Origin of the sequence: Flaviflexus sp. (assembly GCF_041440645.1) — a bacterium.
Classification (GTDB): Bacteria; Actinomycetota; Actinomycetes; order Actinomycetales; family Actinomycetaceae; genus Flaviflexus.
Genome location: NZ_JASDVN010000027.1, coordinates 20,561 through 43,207, shown reverse-complemented (window position 1 = coordinate 43,207; position 22,647 = coordinate 20,561). Strand labels below are relative to the sequence as shown.

Here is a 22,647-nt window from a genome sequence, read left to right as displayed (position 1 = left end):
CTCCCATGTCTGTTCAACTACGTTTCGCCGCTCGCTCTGACGTTGGTGCGGTCCGCAAGAATAACCAGGATGCTGGATACGCTGGACCTCACCTCATTGTGCTTGCAGACGGCATGGGTGGCGCGGCCGGAGGTGACACCGCCTCGTCCGTGACGGTCAGCCGCCTGTCCGAGCTTGACGACATTCATCGCGCCGATGATCTGCTCCCGCTCCTGCGGGAAACGGTCACGGAGGCTCACGACGAACTAGTTGCCATGGCGGAGGAGGATCGTTCCCTCAAGGGAATGGGCACCACCTGCATCGCCATCATGCGTTCCGGTAACAAACTCGCCATGGTCCACATTGGCGACTCACGTGCCTACCAGCTTCGTGGCGACTCCCTCATCCAGGTGACGAAGGACCACACCCTCGTTCAGTACCTTCTCGACCACGGTCAGATCACGGCCGAAGAGGCAGAGAACCACCCGAAGAAGAACGTGATCATGAGGGCCTTGGGTGACACCGAGGGCGAGGTCGAGCTCGACGAATCAATCCGCGAAGCAGTGGTCGGTGACCGCTGGCTGCTCTGCTCCGATGGTCTCTACGGCGTTGTCTCGAACGAGACAATCGCACACACCCTCCTGCATTACTCGAATCTTGAGCGCTGCGCAGACCGGCTCATTGAGCTCGCGCTCGCTGCGGGCGCTCCCGACAACGTGACGGTCATTCTGTTCGACGTCATGGACGATCGTGAGATCACCACGAACAACGCCCCCTCGACGATCCCGGTCGTGGTTGGTTCCGCTTCGGCAGAGTTTGAGGACGAGAACCGGTCCAAGGTCGTCCGCACCGGAAACGTGGCGGACCCGAACTGCACAGTGGATGAGGAGCCCCGGAAACGGAAGTGGCCGGCACGGCTCGCCGTTCTCATCGGTGTCTTCGTTCTGCTCTTCGGTGGCCTCTTCGGTGGCTGGTACTGGACCCAATCCCAGTACTACGTCTATTCCGCCGATGGGAACGTGGGCATCTACCGCGGCATACCGCAGGCAATCGGACCATTCGAGCTATCCCACTTGGAGGAGAGAACGTCTCTGCGCATCGAGGACCTGACGGACACGGCTCAGCGCCGCCTCGAACAGCCCGTCACCCAGTCCTCTCGCGAGGATGCGGAAAGCTTCGTGTCCGACCTGGAGCAGGACTTCCTGCGGGACCAGACCGTGGAGAACGAGGAACGGAAGGAATCGGAAGACCCAACTGAGTCAACCTCCCCATCCGAGACGTCCTCACCATCGGAATCCTCCTCGGAAGACAGCACCACCCCGCCATCCCGGGGTGACAGCGGCGGCCAGCCGGAAGAGACTCCCTAATGGCGACCGTGACTCACCTGGCGGCTCATCCCGGCAGGCTCCCCGAGTTCTTCCTCACGATCATGTCAGCCGTGATCGGCTTGGGGGCGTACGCACTCGTGCACCTGGGCGCCAACGGAACGATGCCGGACAACATGGTCGTCGTGTCCGCCATGTTCGGCGGCGTCGCACTCCTCTGCCACATTCTTATTCGTTGGGCGGCACCCTACGCCGACCCGGTCATCTTCCCATCGGCCATGGCACTCAACGGCCTGGGCCTTGCCATGATCGAGCGAATCGACATCTACCACGGCACGAACGAGGCCGGTTCGCAGGGGATCTTCACCCTGCTTGGCATGATCCTTGCCGTGCTGACCCTCATGATCATTCGGGACCACCGGGTGCTCCGCAGGTTCACGTACACGTCCCTCATCATCGGCGCGATCCTGCTTCTGCTCCCTCTAGTTCCTGGCTTGGGAGTCGAGATCTACGGTGCCCGGATCTGGATCTCGCTCGCTGGATTCTCGTTCCAGCCCGCCGAGCTCGCCAAGATCTTCTTCGCGATCTTCTTCGCCGGCTACCTCGTGGTCAACAGGGACAACCTGGCGCTGGCGGGCCCGAAGTTCCTTGGAATGCAGCTACCACAGCTCCGCCACTTCGCCCCGATCATGCTTGCGTGGGCTGTGTGCCTCGCCGTTCTCGTATTCCAGAAGGACCTTGGCACCTCGATCCTGTTCTTCGGCCTGTTCGTGTCGATGCTGTACGTGGCAACGGACCGGCTTTCCTGGATCATCATCGGCGGAGTCTTGGCCCTTGTTGGCGGCTTCGCTGTCTTCCAGCTCTTCCCGCACGTGACCGCCCGTTTCAACGTATGGCTCAACGCCATGGATCCCGATGTGTACAACGCGGCCTTCGGTTCCTACCAGGTGGTCCAGGGCAACTTCGGCATGGCATCCGGCGGCCTGTTCGGCACCGGTCTCGGCCAGGGATACCCGGGCATTGTGCCTCAGGCTAACTCCGACTTCATCATTGCCTCGATCGGTGAGGAGCTGGGTATGGCGGGGGTCTTCGCGATCCTCTCCCTCTACCTCGTCATCGTCATTCGCGGCCTGCGTTCCGCGGCCTATGTGCGTGACGGGTTCGGGAAGCTTCTCGCTGCCGGCCTGTCCTTCATGATTGCCCTCCAGATCTTCGTGGTCATTGGTGGCGTCACCCGCCTCATTCCGCTGACCGGCCTCACCCTGCCGCTTGTCGCGCTCGGCGGTTCGTCCCTGCTGTGCAACTGGATCGTTATTGGCCTGCTCTTGCGGGTCTCCAACGCCGCCCGTAGCCCCCAGGTCCGCTCCGCCGAACCGCTCCCACCAGCGTGGGAGGAAGCCGGAATCGATGATGGTGATGAAGACGAACTCGACATTGAACCGCAGGAAGAGACCGATGAGGATAGGCAGGAGACCCAGGCGATGAGGCTGTCATGAACGTACCCATTCGCCGCCTCGCAACGCTCGCGTGCCTCATGTTCCTTGCCCTCATGATCTCCGTGACCATGGTGCAGTTCGTGCGCGCCCCCGAACTCGTTGCGGACTCCCGGAACTCCCGCACGATCTACGAGGAGTACGGCCGCGAGCGCGGTCCTATCATCGTGGCCGATCAGGAGATCGTGTCCTCCGAACCGGTCGACAATCTGTATTCGTACCAGCGCACCTACAACCAGGGCGAGCTCTACGCGCACGCGACCGGTTACTTCTCTGTCGCCTTCAACTCCATGACCGGTGTTGAACGGTACGAGAATTCCGTGCTTGGTGGCTCGGATCAGTCCCTCGCCTTGCAACGCCTGCGTGACCTTTTCACGGGTGATTCCCAGCGCGGTGGTGGCGTGGAGCTGACATTGGATCCCGAGATTCAGCAGGCCGCGGTTGACGCTCTTGCTGGTCAGCGAGGCGCCATCGTTGTTCTGGAACCGGACACGGGCCAAATTCTCGCCATGGTGTCCGTTCCCTCCTACGATCCAAACCTGCTCGCGACCCACGATTCCGCGGCCGCGCAGGAGAATTACGACGCGCTTGTGGCGGACCCGAATCAGCCGCTCCTCAACAGGGCCACGGGTGGCGAGCTGTACACCCCGGGTTCCGTGTTCAAGGTTGTGACGGCAACGGCGATGTTGGAGAACGGTTACGAGGTTGATGAGCGCATCGATGCGCCGACCGACTACTCCCCTCCCGGCACCTCGCACGTCATCCACAACCCGGGCGAGCTTGCCTGTGGCGATGGTTCCGGTCAGGCGACCCTGCTCGAGGCTCTTCGCCAGTCCTGCAACACCCCCTTCGCCATCGCGGCCGTTGATCTCGGTGAGGATGCGATGAGGGAGCAGGCCGAGAAGTTTGGCTTCGGCCAGGACCTGTCGATTCCGATGCCGGTGCGGTCCTCCCAGTTCCCCGACACCACGGGTCAGGCTGAGCTCGCTCAGGTTGGTTTCGGCCAGTTTGAGACGCGTGTGAGCCCGCTGCAGATGGCGATGGTTGCCTCCGCGATCGCGAACGATGGTTCGCTCATGCAGCCCTACCTGGTGAAGCGGACCCTGTCAGCCGATCTTGACGAGGTGTCGACGACCTCGCCTCGCGAGTTCTCACGTGCCATGAGCGAGGAAACCGCTCAGGAGATGACCGACATGATGGTTGAGGTTGTGGCGAACGGAACCGGCTATCGCGCGCAGATTCAGGGCGTTGAGGTTGCCGGCAAGACGGGCACCGCGGAGATTTCGAGTACGATACCTCCGCACGCCTGGTTCATTGGTTTCGCTCCCGCCGAGAATCCCGAGGTCGCCATCGCGGTCATGGTGGAAAATGGTGGGAATCAAGGATTTGGTACGGACGGCGGCTCGCTTGCGGCCCCCATGGCACAGTCGGTCATGCTGACCGCATTGAACGACTAGTCGTTAGGAAAGGTTAATTATGGTGGACCAACTCCCGCGCATGCTTGCCAACCGGTATGAGGTTGGCCGGCTGATTGGGCGCGGCGGCATGGCACAGGTGTACATCGCCTACGACACTCGCCTTTCGCGCACGGTTGCCATCAAAGTCTTGCGTTCCGACATGGCAACGGATGACACCTTCCTGGCCCGTTTCCGCAGGGAAGCCCAGTCCTCGGCAGCTCTCAACCACCCCTCGATCGTCGCCGTGTACGACACGGGCGAGGAGGAGATCGAGACCGGCACCGGCAAGGTAACCCTCCCGTTTATCGTCATGGAGTACGTCAACGGCCAGACCGTTCGTGACCTTCTTGCCGACGGCGATCCGATCCCGATCGACGAGGCCGCACACGTCGCGGCCGGTGTCCTGTCGGCACTCGAATACTCGCACCGCGAGGGCATCATTCACCGCGACATCAAGCCGGGCAACATCATGCTCACCCAGGATGGCACGGTCAAGGTCATGGACTTCGGCATTGCGCGCGCCCTGGCCGATGCTCACTCGACCGTCACCCAGACGAACACGGTGGTCGGCACCGCCCAGTACCTGTCTCCCGAGCAGGCCCGTGGCGAGATTGTTGATACTCGGTCCGATCTCTACTCGACCGGCTGCCTCCTATACGAAATGTTGGTTGGTAAACCCCCGTTCACCGGTGACTCTGCTGTGGCTGTTGCCTACCAGCACGTCTCTGAGGTGCCGGCACCGCCCTCCTCGATCACGGCCGACATTCCCGACGCCATTGATCGCGTTGTTCTCAAGTCGCTCGCTAAGAATCGCGACGATCGCTACCAGACAGCGGCCCAGTTCCGTTCGGACTTGCTGAACGCGGTCCGCGGCCTCGCAGTCACGGCACCCGCGACCACCGCCTATGCGGTGCCGGCACCGGTTCCCGTGGCGGCCGCAACGAATGTGTTCCCCACCGGGTCGGTACCGTCCGCCGTGTCCGCCCACACGGGCAACTACCCACCCTTCGAGACCGGCCAGTTCCCGGCCCAGCAGAAGAAGTCGAACAAGGGCTGGCTCTGGGGCATCATCATCGTGCTGCTCCTCGCTCTCGCCGGCTTTGGCGCATACCAGGTGTTCTCCGGCGATGGATCAACCGATGAGGAGACTCCCTCAGTTGTCATGGTCGATGTTCCAAACCTTGAGGGAATGGATCAATCGCAGGCCAGAACAGAGCTCTCGAGCTACAATCTCGAGCTTGTTATCGGCGACCCTGTCGAGTCCGAGGACATCGACGAGGGCCTCTTCGTATCCTCCGATCCGCCCGCAGGAACCCCCGTTGAGGAAGGCTCGTCCGTGACGGTGTCCTTCTCCTCCGGAGTCGGAGAAACCACGGTTCCCGACGTGACGGGTCTCGATGTCGAAGCTGCTCGTCGCAGCATTGAGGACGCTGGACTGACGTGGGGCACGCAGTCCACGGTCGACAACAATCCCGACTTCAACGAGGGTGAGGTCGTGTCGACGGATCCGTCCGCGAAAAGCAACGTTCCCCGCGGCACCGTCGTCAACGTCGAGGTGTCATCCGGACGCGTGACCGTTCCGAACCTGGTCGGCATGAACGTCGACATCGCCACGGCAGAGCTCGACAACCTGAACCTGAGCTACCGGATCGAGTCCGAGGAATCAGACCAGACTCCGGACACCGTTATTCGCCAGAACTACCCCGAGGGTGCAACGGTTCCCAGGGGTCAGCAGATCGTCATCACCATCGCTGAGGAACCGACACCGACCGAGGATCCCACCACGGAGGAACCGTCTGAGGACCCGACCACGGAGGAGCCTCCGAGCGAGGATCCCACGACGGACGGCCCGCCCTCAGCGGATCCGACCACCGGACCTCCCGAGGAGTAAGAGACATGGTTGTGGGGGAGCACCAAGCGGTGCTCCCCCACTTCCGTCTGATGTTCAGAGTTTAGGCTTCTCGGTGACGATACGTTCTGGGTAGTGTCGACTGCTCTGCGTACAGAAGCCATATACCCGGTCCTGTTCCCGAGCGGCCCCGGGTCGCCGCCGTAGCTATTGGCTACTATCCGCGGTTGATGAGCGGTGCGAGGCCCGCCGACTTCTCGACGGCATGGTCGTCACCGGTGATGGCGAGCCAGTTCGCGAGCATCCTGTGCCCGCCGTTGGTGAGGATCGACTCGGGGTGGAACTGAACGCCCCACAGAGGCAGGTCCCTATGCTGGACCGCCATAATAACTTCACCGCCTGCGTGACGGACGTTCGCGGTCACTTCCAAGACGTCCGGGTTCGTGCCGTCCTCGATGGCAAGCGAGTGGTAGCGGGTGACCTCGAGGGGACTCGGGAGGTCCTCGAACACGCCCGTGCCCTCGTGAAAGATCTGGGAGGTCTTGCCGTGCATGAGCTCCGGGGCGTGCGCGACCGTGCCGCCGTAGACCTCGGCAAGAGCCTGGTGACCAAGGCAGACGCCCAGCATCGGCTTCTCGTGATCCGCGCAGTACCGGATCATGTCCATCGACACGCCTGCGTCCGCGGGGGTGCCGGGACCGGGTGAGATCAGCACACCGTCGAACTCTTCGGCGTCGTCTACCTCGACGGCATCGTTGCGTCGGATCGTCACGTTCGCACCGAGCTGCTGAAGGTAGTCAGCGATCGTGTAAACGAAGGAGTCGTAGTTGTCGACAATCAGAATGTTGCTCATTAACCAACCGTATTCTCAGAGATGGGAAGATGCTCGGCTGCCCACGGAAACACCCATCCAAAAAGGATGACGATGATGGCAGCGAGAAGGATGAGGACCTGGATGACCTTGAGCCAGGTGGGGCCAGGGAGCCTGCGGAACAGTGCGGAATACATCAAAGCTCCTTCGGTGTGCCCTCGTCGCGGGGCATCCAGTAGTCGAGTTCTGCGTACGTGATCCAGCGTTCGTTCGACACAAACGGGGGATGACAAGTCGTGAGGGTCAGGTAGTGGCCGTCGGCAGGAGTCTCGGGGTGGCCGGGGACGGGGGCCAGCACCTCGATGGCACTGGGGGCCACGACCTCATGCTCGGTCACGCGGTAGACATACCAGGTTTCCGCGGTCTCCACGATCAGGGCGTCCCCGACCTCGAGGTCGGGTTGCTGGCGGAGGGCCGCCCCGTAGGACTGCCTGTGTCCCGCGAGCGCGAAGTTCCCCAGCTCCCCGGGCAACTGGGTGTTCTCGTAGTGGCCGAGGCTGCCCTTGTCGATCACGGACTTGAGGTCCGTGCCTTCGGCGATACCCACCTCGTAGTCATCCCCGAAGGCCGGGACGTGCATGATGCCCCAGATCTCGTTGGTGTTGAGGGAGGCCCGGATGGCATCCACATCGACCAGTGGCGGATCACCCCGGTACTCGGTGCCTTCTTGATCGACCTCGGTCTCACCAACTTCCTGGCGGAACTCGGACACGAGTCGCCCCTGCTCGCGGCCGGCGATAATGTCGGTCCACCAGATTTGCCAGACAACGAAGAGGAGCACGACAACTCCGGCAGTAATGAGGAGTTCTCCCAGCACACCTAGTACTCTCGAGAGAGCAGACGGTTTGGTGTTGGCGTGTCGGCCCATGAACGCCCTCCTCAATTCCAGACTAGTCCGGATAAGTTTATGCCACTACCAGGTAAGGAGCCAGAATGCCCGAATCCAAGCGCCGCAAAGAAGCTGTTAAGAGGCAGCAGGCGCAGAAGAAAGTGGACATTGAGAAGAATCGGGAACGGCCTGGTTCTCCCCGGTGGTGGGCACCGCTCATGGTCACCCTCATGGTCATCGGCCTCATCATCGTTGTGACTGCCTACGTGACGAGTGGTAACTACCCGATCCCGTTCTCTAACGGTAACTACAACCTGTTCCTCGGATTTGGTGTCATGCTGGTCGGCTTCCTCATGACAATGGGCTGGAAGTAGCTCGTGGGAGTCTTCGCTCGCCTAGCCAAGGGCTCGATCGCACCGGATCCCGGGCATCCCGGGCTGGAACCCCTTGCTCTGGCAAACGCGGACGGTTCCCTCTACGTCAACACCGAGGTTGATCTTCCCTCCCGGTGCATTGATGGGCGTAGGCCCATCACCCCCTATGCGAAGATCGTGCCCTGCATGCCCGGGGGCTCGCTCAGCCTTCTTGTGGCTCTCGCAGCAACCCGTGGCATCACGGACTCCCTGTGGGGTGCGGACGACCTCAGCAACAGGCTCGCGTGGCACGGAGCCGAGGGCTCAATCCACGCCGGCCCCGATGATCGCTCGAGCGGCTGTGGTGCCCTCGATGGGCTCACGAGCATCATCACCTACGCGAACGAGCAGGAGGATCTCGTTCGGGAGGTTGCGTTCGAGTTTGGCCTCCCCATCAAGAACTCCTATCCTCTCGGTGGCCTGCGCGGCGAGAAGATCGATACCCCCGGGGTCTACAAGCTGTTCGACGATAAACCGGACACCACCCTGCACCCGCTCCGTGGCGTGCACTCCGAGATCGCGATCGTGGTCAACCACAAGAAGGGGACGACGATCGATCAGAACGTTCTCGACAGGATTGGCGACGTCGACGTCTTCGACGTTGATGCCTGGTCCATCGATGTTGCGGCGGAATGGTTGGCGGACAATTACGAGGTTGATCGCGACCGTGCCGCCTCCGCCATGTCGGCCTTCACGGTTGCGACGCTGGCAATCCTTGCCCAGCCCTCCATCAAGGTCCTTCAGAACCGCCCCTCCTCCTAGCTCCGAGTAGCCTAGCCCTGCACTGCCCGTCAGCAGATCCATGTTCGGAGGAGTCTAGCCAAAAGGGTAACGACGCCCCTGTGTCGCGACCACCACGAGACGGCACCTCACCCCAACCAGCTCCGTCGGAGTGAGGAAAGACAGGGAATACTGGCTGAGTTGTCCGCTCCTTAGGCTGCTCGATGGAGTTAGCCAGTAGCGCCGCTCCATTCGCCCCGACCGTGGCATCAGGGGCCGGGATTGGGAGATGCGCTGGAGTTTAGCTTCGGGAGATCGTTTGAAGGTGGGGAACTTGCGTGCTCGTCTGCTCAACGCACCGACCTTTCGTGGGAGGCACTTTCACATTCCCACACCCCGGCCCTTCCGTGAGCTAGGACACGGTAACGGTTTCTTGAACTGTTCGTGAACACACGAGCTAGGCACTCACCTGGTCCGCCGCGGATAGGGCGCCGTGGTATCGGAGCCAAGCTGCGACTGGCTCTCACGCGCAGGTCGGCGAGTCTGGCACGTGAAGGGCTCACAGTCTACGAGTGGTAGTCCTCGAAGTAGGGGCCTTTGATGGCGAGTTCGGCGAGGAACGCTTCGCCCCAGCCCGCCCAGGGCTGACGGGACAGGTAGTCGTTCGTGAACCTCATGTCCGAGGACACCTCTGTCTCGCAGAAGTCCGGGATATCCAGGTCGACAACGGGACCGGTTCGCTCACATTCGGCGAGCACAAGCCCGGTGTTCTGGCCGTGGAACTCGTCAATCTCCCAGCCGTCGGACCCCAGCCACACGGAATGCCTCGTTTTGATGATGATGCGCGGGGAGCGTTGCAGGATGTTGATGGCGACCGAATCATCGAGGCGCTGATCGAGCTCGTAGCGCTGGGCCGAGACCGGCGGCGACTTCACGGTGATCCAAGCATCGGAGATTGAGTCGGACACCTGGGAGAGGATGCGGCGCTCGTAGCCTCCAAACCGGTCAGCCTCGTCGTTGAAGGGCGGGAAGGTGATGTCCTGCTCCGGGACCGTGACGCGAACCCGGATCGCGTACCCATCCTCGGCAAACACGTAGCCCTGGATGATGAGAGTGCGGTGCGCATGCTCCGTCACGTCGGGAACGGCGCCGACAAAGAACTTTCTTTCAAACTCAAAGATCTGGTCAATCGGGTCAAGATCCATGGCGACCTTATCTCTCTGTTTCGGTGCATGAAATTGTGTGTATTCAGTATGCACAATTAGGACGAAGTGCCGCTTCCGTCCGTGTTTTACATGGCACCATGGAAGCATGACACAACCAACTGGAGCAGATGTTACCGCAGCGGCGGGACGTCTTGGACCCATGATTCGGCGGACCCCGCTCGAATTGTCGCTCCGTCTGTCCGGCCTCATGCGCGGCGATGTTCTGCTGAAGAGGGAAGATTTGCAGGTTGGTCGGTCGTACAAGGTGCGTGGAGCATACAACTTCATCTCCATGCTCTCGGACGAGGAACGATCCTTCGGGATCGTCTGTGCCTCCGCAGGTAACCACGCCCAGGGCGTTGCTTTCGCGTGCCGTCAGCTCCGCATCCACGGCAAGGTTTTCCTGCCCGCCACCACCCCGCGGCAGAAGCGCCGCCGCATCCAAGACATCGGTGGAGCCTGGATCGAGCAGATCATTGGCGGTCAAACCTTTGACGCGGCCTCGGAGGCCGCTCAGGAGTATGCCGTCGAATCTGGCGCGATCTACGTTCACCCCTTCGACGATCCACGGACCATTGCCGGTCAGGGAACCGTGATCCGGGAAGTGTTCGAGCAGGCCTCGACCAAGCCCAGGACGGTTATTGTTCCCATCGGTGGGGGTGGGCTCGCAGCCGGTACCGCGATTTACGTTCGCGAGAACTACCCGAACACGAAGATTATCGGCGTGGAACCGGATGGCGCCGCTTCCATGCTCGCCGCGATCGAGAACGGCTCCCCCGTCCAGCTTCCGAAGGTCGACGGCTTCGTTGACGGCACGGCCGTCTCCCGGGTCGGTGACATCACGTTCCCCATCGTTCGGGACATGTTCGACGACGTCATCTCGGTTCCTGAGGGCGCGGTTTCGACAGAGATGATCGAGCTCTATCAGACGGATGGAATCATCGCGGAGCCCGCAGGCGCTCTCGCCTCCACGGTCGTTGCCCTCGGGCACGTGACCGCCGATGACAGACCCGTGGTCTGCATCGTGTCCGGTGGAAACAACGACATCTCCCGGTACGACGAGATCATTGAACGGTCCGCGGTCCACGAGGGACTGCGCCACTACTTCCTCGTCACCTTTCCGCAGCGGCCCGGGGCCCTGCGCCACTTCTTGGACGAAGTGCTCTCCGATGGGGAAGACATCGTCCTTTTTGAATACACCAAGAAAAACAACCGAGAAACGGGCCCAGCACTCGTTGGCATCGAAATCGATGCTCCGACCCAACTATCTTCCCTCCTCGAGAGGATGGCTGAGTCACCGCTGGCAATCGAGAAACTGGAACCGGACACACCCGCCTTCAGTTTCCTGCTCTGATAGGAGAAAAAATGACCGCCCTGCCTATGTTCGAAGATGTCGGTTCTGCCGCCGCCCGAATCAAGCCTTACACCCACGAGACCCGTGTCGTCGGTTCCAGGCTCTTGAACAAGTACCTCGGCATCGAGGTGCTCATCAAGTGTGAGAACCAGCAACGTGCGGGCTCCTTCAAGACCCGTGGCGCCTTCAACGCGATCCTGGCACGCATGGAGCGTGGCGAGATCTCGAAGGAACGCGGCTTCGTCACGTACTCCAGCGGTAACCACGGTCAAGCTATGGCGCTTGCCGCATACCAGCTGGGTCTGACCGGCGTTGTCCTCATGCCCACCGACGCACCGCAGGTCAAGGTCGACATGACCCGCTCCTACGGCGCTGAGATCATCATGTACGACCCGGAGGACGACGACCGCATCGCGATGGCCCAGCAGGTCGCTGCTGAACGCAACCTCTCCATGATATCGTCCTTCGACGATCCCGACCTGATCGCAGGTCAGGGCACCGCGATCCAGGAGCTGCTCCGCGAGGTCAAGCACGTGGACGCCATTGTTCTGCCCGTTGGTGGTGGCGGCCTGATCTCCGGTTCCGCTCTTGTCACCAAGGTATTCAGCCCCAACGCCAAGATCTTCGGTGTGGAACCCGAGAACGCGAACGATGCTCAGCAGTCACTCGCCAAGGGTGAGGTTGTCAGCATCTCCTCGCCGCAGACGATTGCTGACGGTGCTCGTGTCCGCCACATCTCGGATCTGACCCTCGAGCTCATGCAGAAGAATGTCGATGAGATCATCACCGTTCCGGATTCGGAGATCTTCACCTCGATGCGTCTCGTCGCGGACCGCCTCAAGCTCGTTGCTGAACCGACTGGTGTCCTCGGCCTCGCCGGCATCAAGTCCCTCGTGGACAGCGGCAAGATTGCGCGTGGCTCCCGCGTTGGCACGATCATCTCGGGCGGCAACGTCGACCTCGACACCTTCGCCACCTGCATCACCTCCCCCGATGATGCACTGAAGGAAATGCAGCACTGGCAGTCATGACATACGGTAGCCCCCAGAATCTCCCTCCCTACGGCCAACCCCCACAGCAGGGTTCGAGAAACCGGGGGCTACTCATTGCCGTCGTTGTCCTCCTCGTGGCCGTCATCGTCCTCGCAGTTGCTCTCGTTCTGAGTCTCGACAGCAACGACGAGTCCTTGGCTGAGCAGGCAACGATCGACACCAGTTCCGCTGAAGGAGCCGACTCTGGCGGTGCCAGCGGCACTGACTCCGGCACAGCAGAGAACCAGGACGGTGAAGCAACCGCGGACGAGACCTTCCCCGAGGAGGTTGCTGACCCGACCACTGCCGCGACTCAGAACATCACGGATCCCGACGTCATGGCAGCCGAGATCCACCGCGACCCGAACGACCCCTACGCCCTCGGCGACCCGGACGCGGATATCGTCATCGTCAAGTACGCGGACTTCCGCTGCGGCTACTGCGCGCTGTGGCACCACGAGGTCTTCCCGTCGCTCGAGCCCCTGATCGAATCGGGCCAGGTGCGCTTCGAGTACCGCGACCTCCCTGTCCTTGGCGACTCGTCGGTCTTCGCCTCCTCGGCGGCGCGCGCCGCCGGCAACCAGGGGAAGTACTGGGAGTACTCCGATGCTCTCTACACCGACACATACGAGGGAGTGAACCCCTCCTACGACCTCGCCTACTTCGTGTCCGTTGCAGAAGAAGTCGGAGTTCCCGATCTCGATCTGTTCAGCGAAGAAATGCAATCCACCGAGATCCTTCAGGAGATCATGGACTCCCGGGAGCACGGACTGAATCTTGGCCTGACCGGCACTCCCGCGTTCATCATCAATGACACGGTCGTGCCCGGTTACGTAGAAGAGCCGCAGTTCATGGAGATCGTGGACTCGAAGCTTCCCTGACGCTGAAGTCGGACTATCATGATTGAGGAAAGTAGAGGACTCATCATGACAGTGATCAAGATTAATGCGATTGAGGTGCCTGCCGACTCAGGTGATGCATTGGCTGAACGCTTCGCTCCGCGTGCGCGGGCCATGGACGACGTTCCCGGTTGCCTTGGCTTTGAGCTCCTGCGGCCCGAGGATGATCGCACCACGTGGCTCGTAGTGACCCGTTGGGAGAACGAGGAATCTTTCGAGGCCTGGAAGTCGTCGCAGGCGTTCCGTGAAGGTCACTCCCAGAAGGAAGGCCGCCGTCCGGTCGGCACCTCCTCTCAGATCTGGAACTACTCGATTGCGGTGACCAGTGGCCGGTAAGAAGATTCGTAAGGGCATCGCCAAAGCGCTCTCGTTCCTCATGCCGAAGTGGCAGCCCCGGATCGAGGATTGGCCGAAGAAGACCATCGTCATTGGCGCTCCGCACACCTCAAACTTTGATGCCCTCCTCATGGTCCTCATCATGTGGCAGGCTGAGCGCGAGTTTAACTTCCTCGTCAAGGACGAGGTCATGAAGGTCCCGGTACTCAAGAGCCTCGTGCGTTGGCTGGGTGGCATTCCCGTCAACCGCCGCCAGTCCACCGGCCTGACCCACAACCTGGCCCAGGTGATTCAGCAGTCCGACACGTTCACCCTCTGCATCACCCCAAAGGGCACCCGCTCGAAGCAGGAGTACTGGAAGTCCGGGTTCTACCGAATCGCGTACGAGAACAAGCTTCCCATCACCTTCGGTCTCGTTGACTCCGTGACCAAGACGTACGGCACCGGCCCGACCTTTGAGCCGACCTGGAACGTCGCAGACGACATGGAGAAGATTCGCGCCTTCTACAAGGACATGCTGGGCTACAACCCGGAGCAGTCCTCGACACCCCGCCTGCGTGCGGAGGACGACGCGAAGGCAGCCGAGTACCTCCTGCGCCCAGTCACCGACGAACCCATGTCCTAAGGCGTAACGAACTCAAGGCCCTACCAATCAGTCCCCAGCATCAAGCTAGCGCTTGGCGCACGGGACTGAACCTTTCAGACCGCAAGAGGGGTTCTCTCCGCATGCCTCGTGATCCCACCATAGTCAAAGGAACAACGTACTGACTGTGGCTTCTAGTCTTCGAGGAGCGCCCGAATATCGTCGGAGGTGATGGTGCTGCCACCGTCCTGCTCGATGATGGTGGCGAGGCTACGCTTACGCTCCTGGAGGGCAAGCACCTTCTCCTCGATCGTGTTCGTGGAGGCAAGTCGGTACACGTGCACGTGCTTGTCCTGCCCGATGCGGTGGGCGCGGTCGATTGCCTGCTCCTCCGCGGCTGGATTCCACCACGGGTCCATGACGAACACGTAGTCGGCTTCGATAAGGGTGAGGCCAACACCGCCCGCCTTGAGGGAGATGAGGAATACGGGTTTTTCTCCCGACTTGAAGGACTCAATCACCTGGTCCCGGTTGCGGGTGGAACCATCCAGGTAGGCGTAGGGAATCTTCTCCTTCTTCAGCTGCTCGGCAATACGGCCCAGGTAGGTCGTGAACTGGGAGAACACGAGGACCTGATGACCGGAGGGAAGGAGGGACTCCAGGTGCTCGAGTAGCACCCTCGTCTTGTTCGCCGGTGGGGCATGCTCCTCGAGCAGACCCGGGTCGATGGCGAGCCTGCGCAGGCGCGTGAGGGACGCGAGAATGGAGATCCGGTTCTGGTCCGGTTCTCGGATCAGGCCAAGGATTTCCTGACGTTCCCGCTCGAGCTGACGGGTGTACCGTGCCTCGTGCGCCTCATCCATGTCCACCGACAGGACCGTCGACATCTTCTCCGGCAGATCAGATGCCACATCCGCCTTGCGGCGCCTCATGAGGAACGGCTTTGTCAGCTTGATCAGCATGTTTCGCGCCTCCGGGTCCCCGTTACGTTCGATGGGGCGTTTGAACTTCTCGGAGAACCGGTCAGCCCCCGGCAGGAGGCCCGGGTTTGTCAGCGCATAGATCGCACCCAGGTCACCGATCGAGTTCTCAATTGGCGTGCCCGTGACGGCGAAGGTCCAGTCCCGCCGCAGCCTCATGATCGTGCGATAACCAATGGTGCGCGGGTTCTTCACGGCCTGCGCCTCGTCGAGAACGAGTCCCTGCCAATCGACGTGCTCGTACTCGTCACGTTCGAGCCGCAACAGCGTATACGAGGTGACGATGACATCAGCGCCGGCGAGGCCCGCGACGGGGGTGCGGCGCTTCCTTCTCGTGGCATTCACGGTCGTGACGTTGAGGCCGGGAGCAAACTTCGCTGCCTCGCTGCGCCACGTCGACACGACCGAGGTGGGAGCAACGATGAGAACGGGGCCGTTCAGTTCCCCATCCTCCTTGAGCTTGCTGAGAGCCGCAAGAATCTGAACTGTCTTACCGAGACCCATGTCGTCGGCGAGGACCCCACCGTACTGGGCTTTCGCGAGGCGAACGAGCCACGAGTACCCGGTGGCCTGGTAGGGACGCAGCTCCGCGGTCAGTGACTGCGGGACCTCCACGGGGGTGGCGATGTCGGCCAGCTTGCCCAACCTGTCCTTCAGGAATCCTTCGAGGAGTTCCTCAGGGATGCTGAGGGCGTGCAACTGTGGGGTGGGGACTGAGATGGTCTTGCCCTTGATGCGGCCGAGCATGGCGGCCTCGCGCAGGAGCTTGCGTAGCGGATCGAACTCCTCACCCAGCTTGATGAGCAGGTCGGAGAATTCCAGGTAGGGTGCGCCACCAACGAGCGCGGGATAGAGAACTGGGAGCGGCACGTCGTGACCGTCGATGTTGACGGTGATGGCAAGATCCAGCCAGTCCCGCTCGCTCGCGGCATTCACCCGAAGCTCGGGCACGGACTTCACGAGTTCGATGTTGGCTCTGGTCGAGAACGTCACCCCAATGCCGGTCTCTTCAAGGGCCGGTATGAAGAACTCCTTGAGAGTCTCCAGGTACTCCACGCCCAGGCTCGCAACCTTCGGCGGGACGCTACCCGATGGGAAGTCGGCCTGTTCCCACAGGGTGTCAACGAGGTCGAAGTCTTCTCTCAGATCGGTATTGCCGATCTCAGACACGAGCGACTGCCCGCTCGTGAGGGAGGTGCGGGACTGCTTCCATTCGAGGAAGTGCGTGAGCCCGGTCGGCCTGGCCACCTGAAGGTGGAGTCGGGGCTCGGAGAACTCCGTCTGCTCAAAGGATCCATCCGGTGAGGTCACCTCAACCTGACCGAGTGCGGGAATGAAGCTCGCCTCAAACTCGAGCCGGTCCTCCATCGGAACGTCGATGGTGGCGCGGGATGCGATGAGTGACTGGATCTGGGTGGGAACGGATGTGTTGACTGCAGCGATTTTTCCGCGGGACAGTGCCACGACTGGTACCACTCCCGGGAGCGCGTAGGCACGCACCCCATCGAGTCTCGACACCACGGGTGTTGCGTGGAGGGCTTCCTTTGATTCGATCTCGAGCCGGACCGGCCACACCTCGTCAGCGACCGCCAACCCCTCCATGTCAGCATCGAGCAACGAAATGCCCTCGGCGGCGAGTTGGCGGAGGAACGACAGGCCTCCGCTTCCCAGGTCCGAGAGAAGGATGTCCGAGGGGGAGTTCCAGGGTCTCGTTCGGCGTGCCGTGCGGTGCAGGTGGCGCAGGACCGAGACGTGGGACTGGTCGAGCCCATCCGTGGTCGACTGCCACCTGTTGTTCGTCAGATCCGGCCACGGCAATCGCACCCAGTGGTCCCGTTTCCGGAAGGCCGTCAGCGGCGCCCCCTCGCTTCTCGTGTCGATCCTGATGGCAAGGGGTGCGCCGCTCTCCTTGTGGGTGTGGGTCATGGCGGTCAGGAGGCTGCGCCAACCCAGGTCACCGCCCGCTCCCATCGCCAGCAGGGTCGCGACCATGTGCTTGCAATAGCTGCCAACTGGGCAGGTGCACTGGGCGCTGAAGGGTTCGATGGAGTCGATGACAACGAGGTAGGAGCGGCCGTTGCCTTTCACGCGAGCAACAATCGAGTCGTCGACGCTGAGCGATTCGACGCGATCCTCGCGATGGTATCCCTTGCCGCGGTCGACTGTGGCTGATCCAAAGAGTGCTACGAGATCATCGTCGACGAGTTCGCGGGCACGCAGGGTCAAGTCTTCAGCCATTCCTTCAGCTTACGACTTTCACCTGGACTGAGTCATCGCCCGCAGGGTTCCAAGTTCGTCACCAAGGGCAAGAACCCGATCGAGAAAGCCCTGCCGGGAATCGGGCACCCAGTAGTCACCGTGCCCGTTTGTTTCAACCCAGCCCGCTCCGGTGAGGATCCGGAGGTGATGATAGACCTGCCCAGTCGTCCCAAGCTGAAGTGTCTCAAGCAGCTCCGTCACGCGCACAGTCTTCGCGCTTGCCGTGACGAGCATTCGCAACCGCACCGAGTGAGCCACGGCTGCGAGCGCCTCCGACACCTGGGCAAGGTCAAAGCTTGAGCGGTCGTTCGTTCCCTCGACTGCCGAACTCGAGTCGTCATCAGAAACGGTGGACTGCACCGATCCAGATTCCAGCTCACCCGCGTGATTTTCTGGCTTCAGCAGACTAACGACGAGGTCGATGCGCTGGTTCAGGCGTTCTTCAACTCCCGAGAGCTGGTCGGATAGGGCCGGGTCGTTCTTGACCTTGGTTTCCCTGGTTGTTTCTGGGGTTGCGTTGCTTTTCTGGTTCTTCTTGCTGTTCTTTGCCACGGCTTGCTCTAACGGTTGGCGGACAGAAGGGTCAGTGCTTGGCTTGCGATTTCTCGGTTGTCGGCGTCGGTTGAGGTCAGGAGGGCGGCGGTCATGTGCACCGCCCACGCCCGTGCTCTCGCCCAGAGCGCGCCATCATCATTGTGCCCGAGCGACCGGAGAATCACCCGAGCATGCTCACGTTCTTCGGGGGTGAAGGCGAGGAAGAAGATCGCGAGGTCAACGGCGGGGTCTCCGGCACCCAGGTCACCAAAGTCGATGAGGCCGGTCACCTGCTGGTCTCTGCTCAGAATGTTGCCGGGGTGTAGGTCGCCGTGGCACCAGAGCTTCTCGCCCCGCCACGGCTCAGCCTGCACACCAAGCTGGAAGACCTCGTGCAGTTCGGCCGGCAGATTCACCCGTGCCGAATATGAGGCAAACGCTGTCGCTTTCTCCTCGAGTGTGACGTTGCGGAACGGATTGTGGGGAGCATCCGGTGGGGCGGGCTGGTGCATGGCCGCGAGCGCCACCGCGATGTCCCGCGCCGCCCTGCCCCGTTGCCCACGTGGCATTCGGATGAGCGGTTCACCAGGCACGTGGTCGGAGACGAGCCAGGGGCGAGGGAAGCCTTCTGTTGGTTCCCCACGGAATCGGGGAAGGGGGACGGCTAATCCGCTCTCCACGAGAGTGTTGGTGGCGTCGGGAATCCAGCTGTACTCGTTCTGGAGGCAGGTCAGTGCCTGATCGCGGATTGGGAGTCGGAGGACCCTGTCTCCCCACCGATAGACGGCGAAATCCCATCCCGCGCCGAGGTAGGAAGGCGTTCCTGTTCCAGAAAATTGGTCGGGAACGAAGGACGTGAGCTGCTCAAGCACAATCGGTGAGATGCTGGCCGTCACTCCCTGCTCCCTTCTTGAAACGGAAACCTTTCTATCTAACTGTAGGAACAGTTCACGCAAATAACCGAATGATCACTCAATTCACTGGATAACATCACGAATCACGATGATTGTGTTCTCATGCCAACAAGTGGCGTCGCGAGGGAAACTACTTCAATGCGTTGATCGCTTTCTGGTTCTGCTCGTGCATGCGCTCCAGCAGCTTCGGACCGTCTGCTCGCAGGCCGTCGTGGTGGTAGTCGTTCGTGAGGATGGGCTGGAAGCCACGGATCCGCTCCGCCGTGTCGAGCGAGAGGCTGGCCGGCACGAACATGTCATCCCAGAACACCCAGCCCGAGGCGGGGACGGTGTTGCTGGCCAGAACCTCGAGATCGTAGAGTTTGCCAAACTTTCGCTCCGCGATCAGGTCGGCGGCGTCCGCCATGGGGGCCAGTGCCGGGTCCTCCCTCATCTGCCACGGGAAGACGTGTTCGCCGGAGAACCGGAACGGTGCGCCCGCCTGACGGGCCTCGCTCTCGGTGGCATACGGCGACTGTCCTGTACCCGGGAGAGCAAAGTCTGGGAAGGAGTCCCGGACCCTGTGCGCCGCCCACGCCGTTGGTTCGGGGGTTGTGCCCGAGTAGATCGCTTCGTGCAGGACCCCGTAGATCGGGTTTGTGGCAAACGACAGCCGGTCGGTGACGTCGTGGAGGAAGCGTGCGTTCAGCCTCTTGCCTCCGTTGATCGTCACGAAGGGCTGTTCGAACAGGAACCGCAGTGTCTGCGGCCCGTACGAATATCCGAGGACGAGCCCGAGCATGCGCAGTCGGGCCGGGGTGAGACGCTCCCCCGTGACCAGTCTTTCGTCGCTGTTCTCGAGGTGAACGGCGACGTCCCACACGCGCTCCTCGAGTCCGTCGAACTGCTCAAACATCTCGCTGTTGCGCCTGTCTGTTGATGCCCAGGTGAGCTCGTACGTCCTTGTTGCGTGCTCCGTGACCGATGGGAGGCCCGCGGTGATCATGACGGAGGCGAGGCCGTGGGGTGCCCTGCTGAGGTAGGCGGTGTTGATGAAGCCACCAAAGGATTGCCCGAGCACATGCCACGGTTCGTCGTCCTGAAGGTGATGGCGCAGGTCCTCAGCATCGTCGATGATGGCATCCGCCCTGAAGCATGCGAGGTAGTCCGCCTGAGCCTCAGCGTCACCCTGGGCGGTCACAGCGCTGGCCTCGAGTGGGCTGGAGGCGCCTGTGCCCCGCTGGTCAAAGAGAACCACGCGGTAGTGGCCGAGCAGCCAGTCGACCCATCCGCCCACGGGTGCTGGTCGGGGTGCGGGGGAACCGGGACCACCCTGGAAGAAGACGATGCGGGGGTCTTTCTCGTGGCCGTCTCGCACGATCTCGCGGGCAAAGATCTCGATCGTGCCCGCGACCTTCCCGGTCCTATCGAGCGCAACGGGATAGGAGTACTCGTGGTAAGTGTCGGACGCGATTCTGTAGGTCTCTGTCTGGATCATCATGGTTCGATTATGCCGTCCATGCAGGCGATCTGTTTGCCAGGGATGTTTGTCGGTGGGATTAGTTCGGTGGGTTTGACATGATGGGAGTGCGTCTTTCTCGCAGTGATCTGTATTTCTGAGGAGCAAAGGAATGTCCGAAGTCCAGCCCGTCACGTTGTCCAATGGTGTGGAGATCCCCCAGATTGGTTTGGGTGTTTGGGAGGTGCCGAACGATCAGGTCCAACAAAACGTCGAGACCGCCCTTGAGCTTGGCTACCGCCACATCGACACCGCTGCCGCCTACAACAACGAGGAAGGCGTTGGCGCCGCCCTCAAGGCCACCGGAATCAACCGCGACGACATCTTCGTGACCACGAAGCTCCGCAACGGTGAACAGGGCTACGAATCCGTGTTCAAGGCCTTCGATGATTCTCTCCAGCGGCTCGGACTCGACTACGTCGACCTCTATCTCATTCACTGGCCCAGCCCCAAGCGTGGCCTCTACGTGAAGTCGTGGATGGCGATCCAGGAGATCTACGAAGATAAGCGCACCCGCGCCATCGGTGTCGCGAACTTCCTTCCCGAGTACCTGCAGATCCTTCTTGATGGCTCCGACATTGCCCCCATGGTGAACCAGATCGAGTTGCACCCCAGCTACCAGCAGGCGGAGGTGGAGAAGGTGACACGGCTTGAGGAGCTTGCCGTCGAGGCGTACTCGCCGCTCGGTCGCGGCGCCGACCTCAAGGAACAGGTTGTCCTCGACATTGCGCAGCGCGTTGGGGCGACTCCCGCGCAGGTTGTTCTCGCTTGGCATCTCGCCAAGGGCCGCATCGTCATTCCGAAGTCGGTCAGCAGCGTCCGCATGGAGGAGAACCTACACTCCGCGTCCGTTCACCTCTCCGCCGACGATCTCACCCTCATCGACTCCCTCGAGGCGGGAAACATGCAGGTCTTTGACCCCAGGGAAGTCGAGAAGTCCCAGATCTACTAAGGGCTACCCTGCCATCAACCAGAACGGCGCCACTTTAAACGATTGAGCGGGACTCACTGAGTCCCGCTCTCCCTATGTGTCGACGCTTTCTGTCTGCCCTGTACGTCCTACCTGTACGAACGCTTCGTGGGTCTATCCGCACGTGTAGATCACTCGATGACAGAACCCAACGATGGCCACGGAGGAGAACTCCTGCTGTTAGAAACCGGAGTAGTCTTCTCTGGTTTCCGTACCAACTTCGACGCCTTCGTGAGCCAGGATCTTTGCCTTGAACTCTGTGGAACCCGCGTACTGGCCGGGGATGACCGGGGGGCCGATGTGGGCTGTCGAGACGACCCTGTGGCAGGGGACGAACAGGAGGCAGGGGTTCGTGGAGCATGCTCTGCCAGCAAGGCGAGGCAGAGTCGGAAGGCCCGCCTGTTCTGCGAGCTGCTTGTAGGTCACGACAGTGCCGGCGGGGACGTTCCGTAGCTCCTGGCGGAGCTGCACGAGCTTGGGGGTACCGGAGTATTGGACCGGCACCTCCATGAGCGGAGCGAAGTCGCCCTTCAACCAGGATTCGAGAGCGGGCAGAGCGGGACCCGGCACCTCTCCCATGACGTAGGGTCGCCCCGCCGCCATCTTCTCCACACTGTCGAAACTTGAGGCGATGACGGTGCCGTCGTCCCGGGTGACGACCGTGAAGTTGGCGAACCCAAGGTCAACGACGGTCGCTATCGGGGTATCGGGGTTGAAAGTATCCACTGGAATCCAAACGGGTCTCGTATGCTTCCGGCACGAATGCCGCTGTCTTGATCATCAACCGGGTTGATCGTTGTCGCACCGAGTTTCAGAGCCGCCTGCTCCAGGACATCAGGAGCTGCCGTTTCCACCAAGAGTACGACGTTACCGTCGCCTTCGATCGGGTGGTCCTTGTCGCTCCTCCGAATCGCAATCGATTGGCCTTGAACGATGATGTGGGTTGTGTTGTAAAGGCTACGACCGACCTGCGCGTGAAACACGTCCAGATAGAAATCAAGCGCAGCCTTGTCGTCCTCCACTGTAAGAACTGGTATGAGCTGCATAACAGTAAGGTAGCAAAGTTGCCGGTCAGCGGATAGCTCGAACACATAATGGTCAGGGGCTTTGAACGCCCTCCACCAGCGCAACGGACGACCGATTACGGG

Annotated in this window: 22 protein-coding genes; 12 read left to right on the top strand and 10 right to left on the bottom strand. The window is 61.4% G+C overall.

Annotated features, from left to right (window positions below; all coding sequences use genetic code 11):
• Positions 1-5: 5 nt before the first annotated feature.
• From QMB98_RS03560 to pknB, 4 genes are read left to right on the top strand one after another with little or no spacing between them, the layout of a single operon-like run.
• Positions 6-1,346, top strand: a complete 1,341-nt coding sequence (locus QMB98_RS03560) for a Stp1/IreP family PP2C-type Ser/Thr phosphatase (protein WP_371684280.1) — start codon at positions 6-8, stop codon at positions 1,344-1,346.
• Entirely contained in the window at positions 1,346-2,800 is a 1,455-nt protein-coding gene (locus QMB98_RS03555; RefSeq protein ID WP_371684279.1) for an FtsW/RodA/SpoVE family cell cycle protein, read from the top strand. Before QMB98_RS03560 ends, QMB98_RS03555 begins: the two co-directional genes overlap by 1 nt.
• On the top strand, positions 2,797-4,254 hold the full coding sequence (locus tag QMB98_RS03550) for a peptidoglycan D,D-transpeptidase FtsI family protein (RefSeq protein WP_371684278.1): 1,458 nt from the start codon (positions 2,797-2,799) through the stop codon (positions 4,252-4,254). Before QMB98_RS03555 ends, QMB98_RS03550 begins: the two co-directional genes overlap by 4 nt.
• A gap of 19 nt (positions 4,255-4,273) precedes the next feature.
• The gene (pknB, locus tag QMB98_RS03545) at positions 4,274-6,145 is read left to right on the top strand and encodes a Stk1 family PASTA domain-containing Ser/Thr kinase (protein WP_371684277.1); all 1,872 of its coding nucleotides are present in this window, start codon (positions 4,274-4,276) and stop codon (positions 6,143-6,145) included.
• 175 nt (positions 6,146-6,320) lie between these two features.
• Here the strand turns inward: pknB and QMB98_RS03540 are convergent, their stop codons facing one another.
• Genes QMB98_RS03540 through QMB98_RS03530 form a run of 3 tightly spaced genes read right to left on the bottom strand, consistent with a single transcriptional unit; the run spans position 6,321 to position 7,791 of the window.
• Entirely contained in the window at positions 6,321-6,956 is a 636-nt protein-coding gene (locus tag QMB98_RS03540) for an aminodeoxychorismate/anthranilate synthase component II (RefSeq protein ID WP_371684276.1), read from the bottom strand.
• Positions 6,956-7,111 (bottom strand): hypothetical protein, encoded by a 156-nt coding sequence (locus QMB98_RS03535; RefSeq protein WP_371684274.1) that lies wholly within the window; start codon positions 7,109-7,111, stop codon positions 6,956-6,958. The genes QMB98_RS03540 and QMB98_RS03535 overlap by 1 nt, the downstream gene beginning before the upstream one ends.
• Positions 7,111-7,791 (bottom strand): class E sortase, encoded by a 681-nt coding sequence (locus QMB98_RS03530; protein WP_371684273.1) that lies wholly within the window; start codon positions 7,789-7,791, stop codon positions 7,111-7,113. Before QMB98_RS03530 ends, QMB98_RS03535 begins: the two co-directional genes overlap by 1 nt.
• Positions 7,792-7,907: 116 nt before the next feature.
• Here QMB98_RS03530 and QMB98_RS03525 point away from each other — a divergent pair, with 116 nt between their 5' ends.
• The gene (locus QMB98_RS03525; protein ID WP_371684272.1) at positions 7,908-8,177 is read left to right on the top strand and encodes a cell division protein CrgA; all 270 of its coding nucleotides are present in this window, start codon (positions 7,908-7,910) and stop codon (positions 8,175-8,177) included.
• Between the two features lie 3 nt (positions 8,178-8,180).
• Entirely contained in the window at positions 8,181-8,978 is a 798-nt protein-coding gene (locus tag QMB98_RS03520) for a hypothetical protein (protein WP_371684271.1), read from the top strand.
• A gap of 524 nt (positions 8,979-9,502) precedes the next feature.
• Here the strand turns inward: QMB98_RS03520 and QMB98_RS03515 are convergent.
• Positions 9,503-10,141 (bottom strand): adenylate cyclase, encoded by a 639-nt coding sequence (locus QMB98_RS03515; protein WP_371684270.1) that lies wholly within the window; start codon positions 10,139-10,141, stop codon positions 9,503-9,505.
• A gap of 106 nt (positions 10,142-10,247) precedes the next feature.
• Between QMB98_RS03515 and ilvA the strand changes: the two genes are divergently transcribed.
• The 5 genes from ilvA to QMB98_RS03490 are packed head-to-tail and all read left to right on the top strand — an operon-like array spanning position 10,248 to position 14,386.
• Positions 10,248-11,495 carry a threonine ammonia-lyase IlvA gene (gene ilvA / locus QMB98_RS03510; RefSeq protein ID WP_371684269.1) on the top strand — a complete coding sequence of 416 codons (1,248 nt, stop codon included), beginning with the start codon at positions 10,248-10,250 and terminating at the stop codon, positions 11,493-11,495.
• Between the two features lie 11 nt (positions 11,496-11,506).
• Complete coding sequence (locus QMB98_RS03505; RefSeq protein WP_371684268.1) at positions 11,507-12,526, top strand: threonine/serine dehydratase; 1,020 nt, start codon at positions 11,507-11,509, stop codon at positions 12,524-12,526.
• Entirely contained in the window at positions 12,523-13,407 is an 885-nt protein-coding gene (locus tag QMB98_RS03500) for a DsbA family protein (RefSeq protein WP_371684267.1), read from the top strand. The genes QMB98_RS03505 and QMB98_RS03500 overlap by 4 nt, the downstream gene beginning before the upstream one ends.
• 45 nt (positions 13,408-13,452) lie before the next feature.
• A complete protein-coding gene (locus tag QMB98_RS03495; RefSeq protein ID WP_371684266.1) occupies positions 13,453-13,761 on the top strand; it encodes an antibiotic biosynthesis monooxygenase in 309 nt (102 codons plus the stop codon).
• Positions 13,751-14,386: a 1-acyl-sn-glycerol-3-phosphate acyltransferase gene (locus QMB98_RS03490; RefSeq protein WP_371684264.1), complete on the top strand. Its 636-nt coding sequence runs from the start codon at positions 13,751-13,753 to the stop codon at positions 14,384-14,386. The genes QMB98_RS03495 and QMB98_RS03490 overlap by 11 nt, the downstream gene beginning before the upstream one ends.
• Positions 14,387-14,538: 152 nt before the next feature.
• On the opposite strand, the gene QMB98_RS03485 is transcribed toward QMB98_RS03490, so the two are convergent.
• From QMB98_RS03485 to QMB98_RS03470, 4 genes are all read right to left on the bottom strand, one after another.
• Positions 14,539-17,562, bottom strand: a complete 3,024-nt coding sequence (locus tag QMB98_RS03485; protein ID WP_371684263.1) for an SNF2-related protein — start codon at positions 17,560-17,562, stop codon at positions 14,539-14,541.
• A gap of 18 nt (positions 17,563-17,580) precedes the next feature.
• Positions 17,581-18,135, bottom strand: a complete 555-nt coding sequence (locus QMB98_RS03480; RefSeq protein WP_371684262.1) for an ArsR/SmtB family transcription factor — start codon at positions 18,133-18,135, stop codon at positions 17,581-17,583.
• A gap of 8 nt (positions 18,136-18,143) precedes the next feature.
• A complete protein-coding gene (locus tag QMB98_RS03475; protein ID WP_371684261.1) occupies positions 18,144-19,013 on the bottom strand; it encodes a phosphotransferase in 870 nt (289 codons plus the stop codon).
• Between the two features lie 148 nt (positions 19,014-19,161).
• Positions 19,162-20,511, bottom strand: coding sequence for an alpha/beta fold hydrolase (locus QMB98_RS03470; protein ID WP_371684260.1), 1,350 nt, complete (start codon positions 20,509-20,511; stop codon positions 19,162-19,164).
• A 130-nt stretch (positions 20,512-20,641) separates the two neighbouring features.
• On the opposite strand from QMB98_RS03470, the gene QMB98_RS03465 reads away from it, so the two are divergent.
• Positions 20,642-21,481 carry an aldo/keto reductase gene (locus QMB98_RS03465; protein ID WP_371684259.1) on the top strand — a complete coding sequence of 280 codons (840 nt, stop codon included), beginning with the start codon at positions 20,642-20,644 and terminating at the stop codon, positions 21,479-21,481.
• A 198-nt stretch (positions 21,482-21,679) separates the two neighbouring features.
• Here QMB98_RS03465 and QMB98_RS03460 read toward each other — a convergent pair whose 3' ends face one another.
• Together QMB98_RS03460 and QMB98_RS03455 are read right to left on the bottom strand one after the other, a co-directional pair.
• Positions 21,680-22,225 carry a methylated-DNA--[protein]-cysteine S-methyltransferase gene (locus QMB98_RS03460; RefSeq protein ID WP_371684258.1) on the bottom strand — a complete coding sequence of 182 codons (546 nt, stop codon included), beginning with the start codon at positions 22,223-22,225 and terminating at the stop codon, positions 21,680-21,682.
• Positions 22,195-22,545, bottom strand: a complete 351-nt coding sequence (locus tag QMB98_RS03455; RefSeq protein WP_371684256.1) for a VOC family protein — start codon at positions 22,543-22,545, stop codon at positions 22,195-22,197. Before QMB98_RS03455 ends, QMB98_RS03460 begins: the two co-directional genes overlap by 31 nt.
• Positions 22,546-22,647 lie beyond the last annotated feature (102 nt).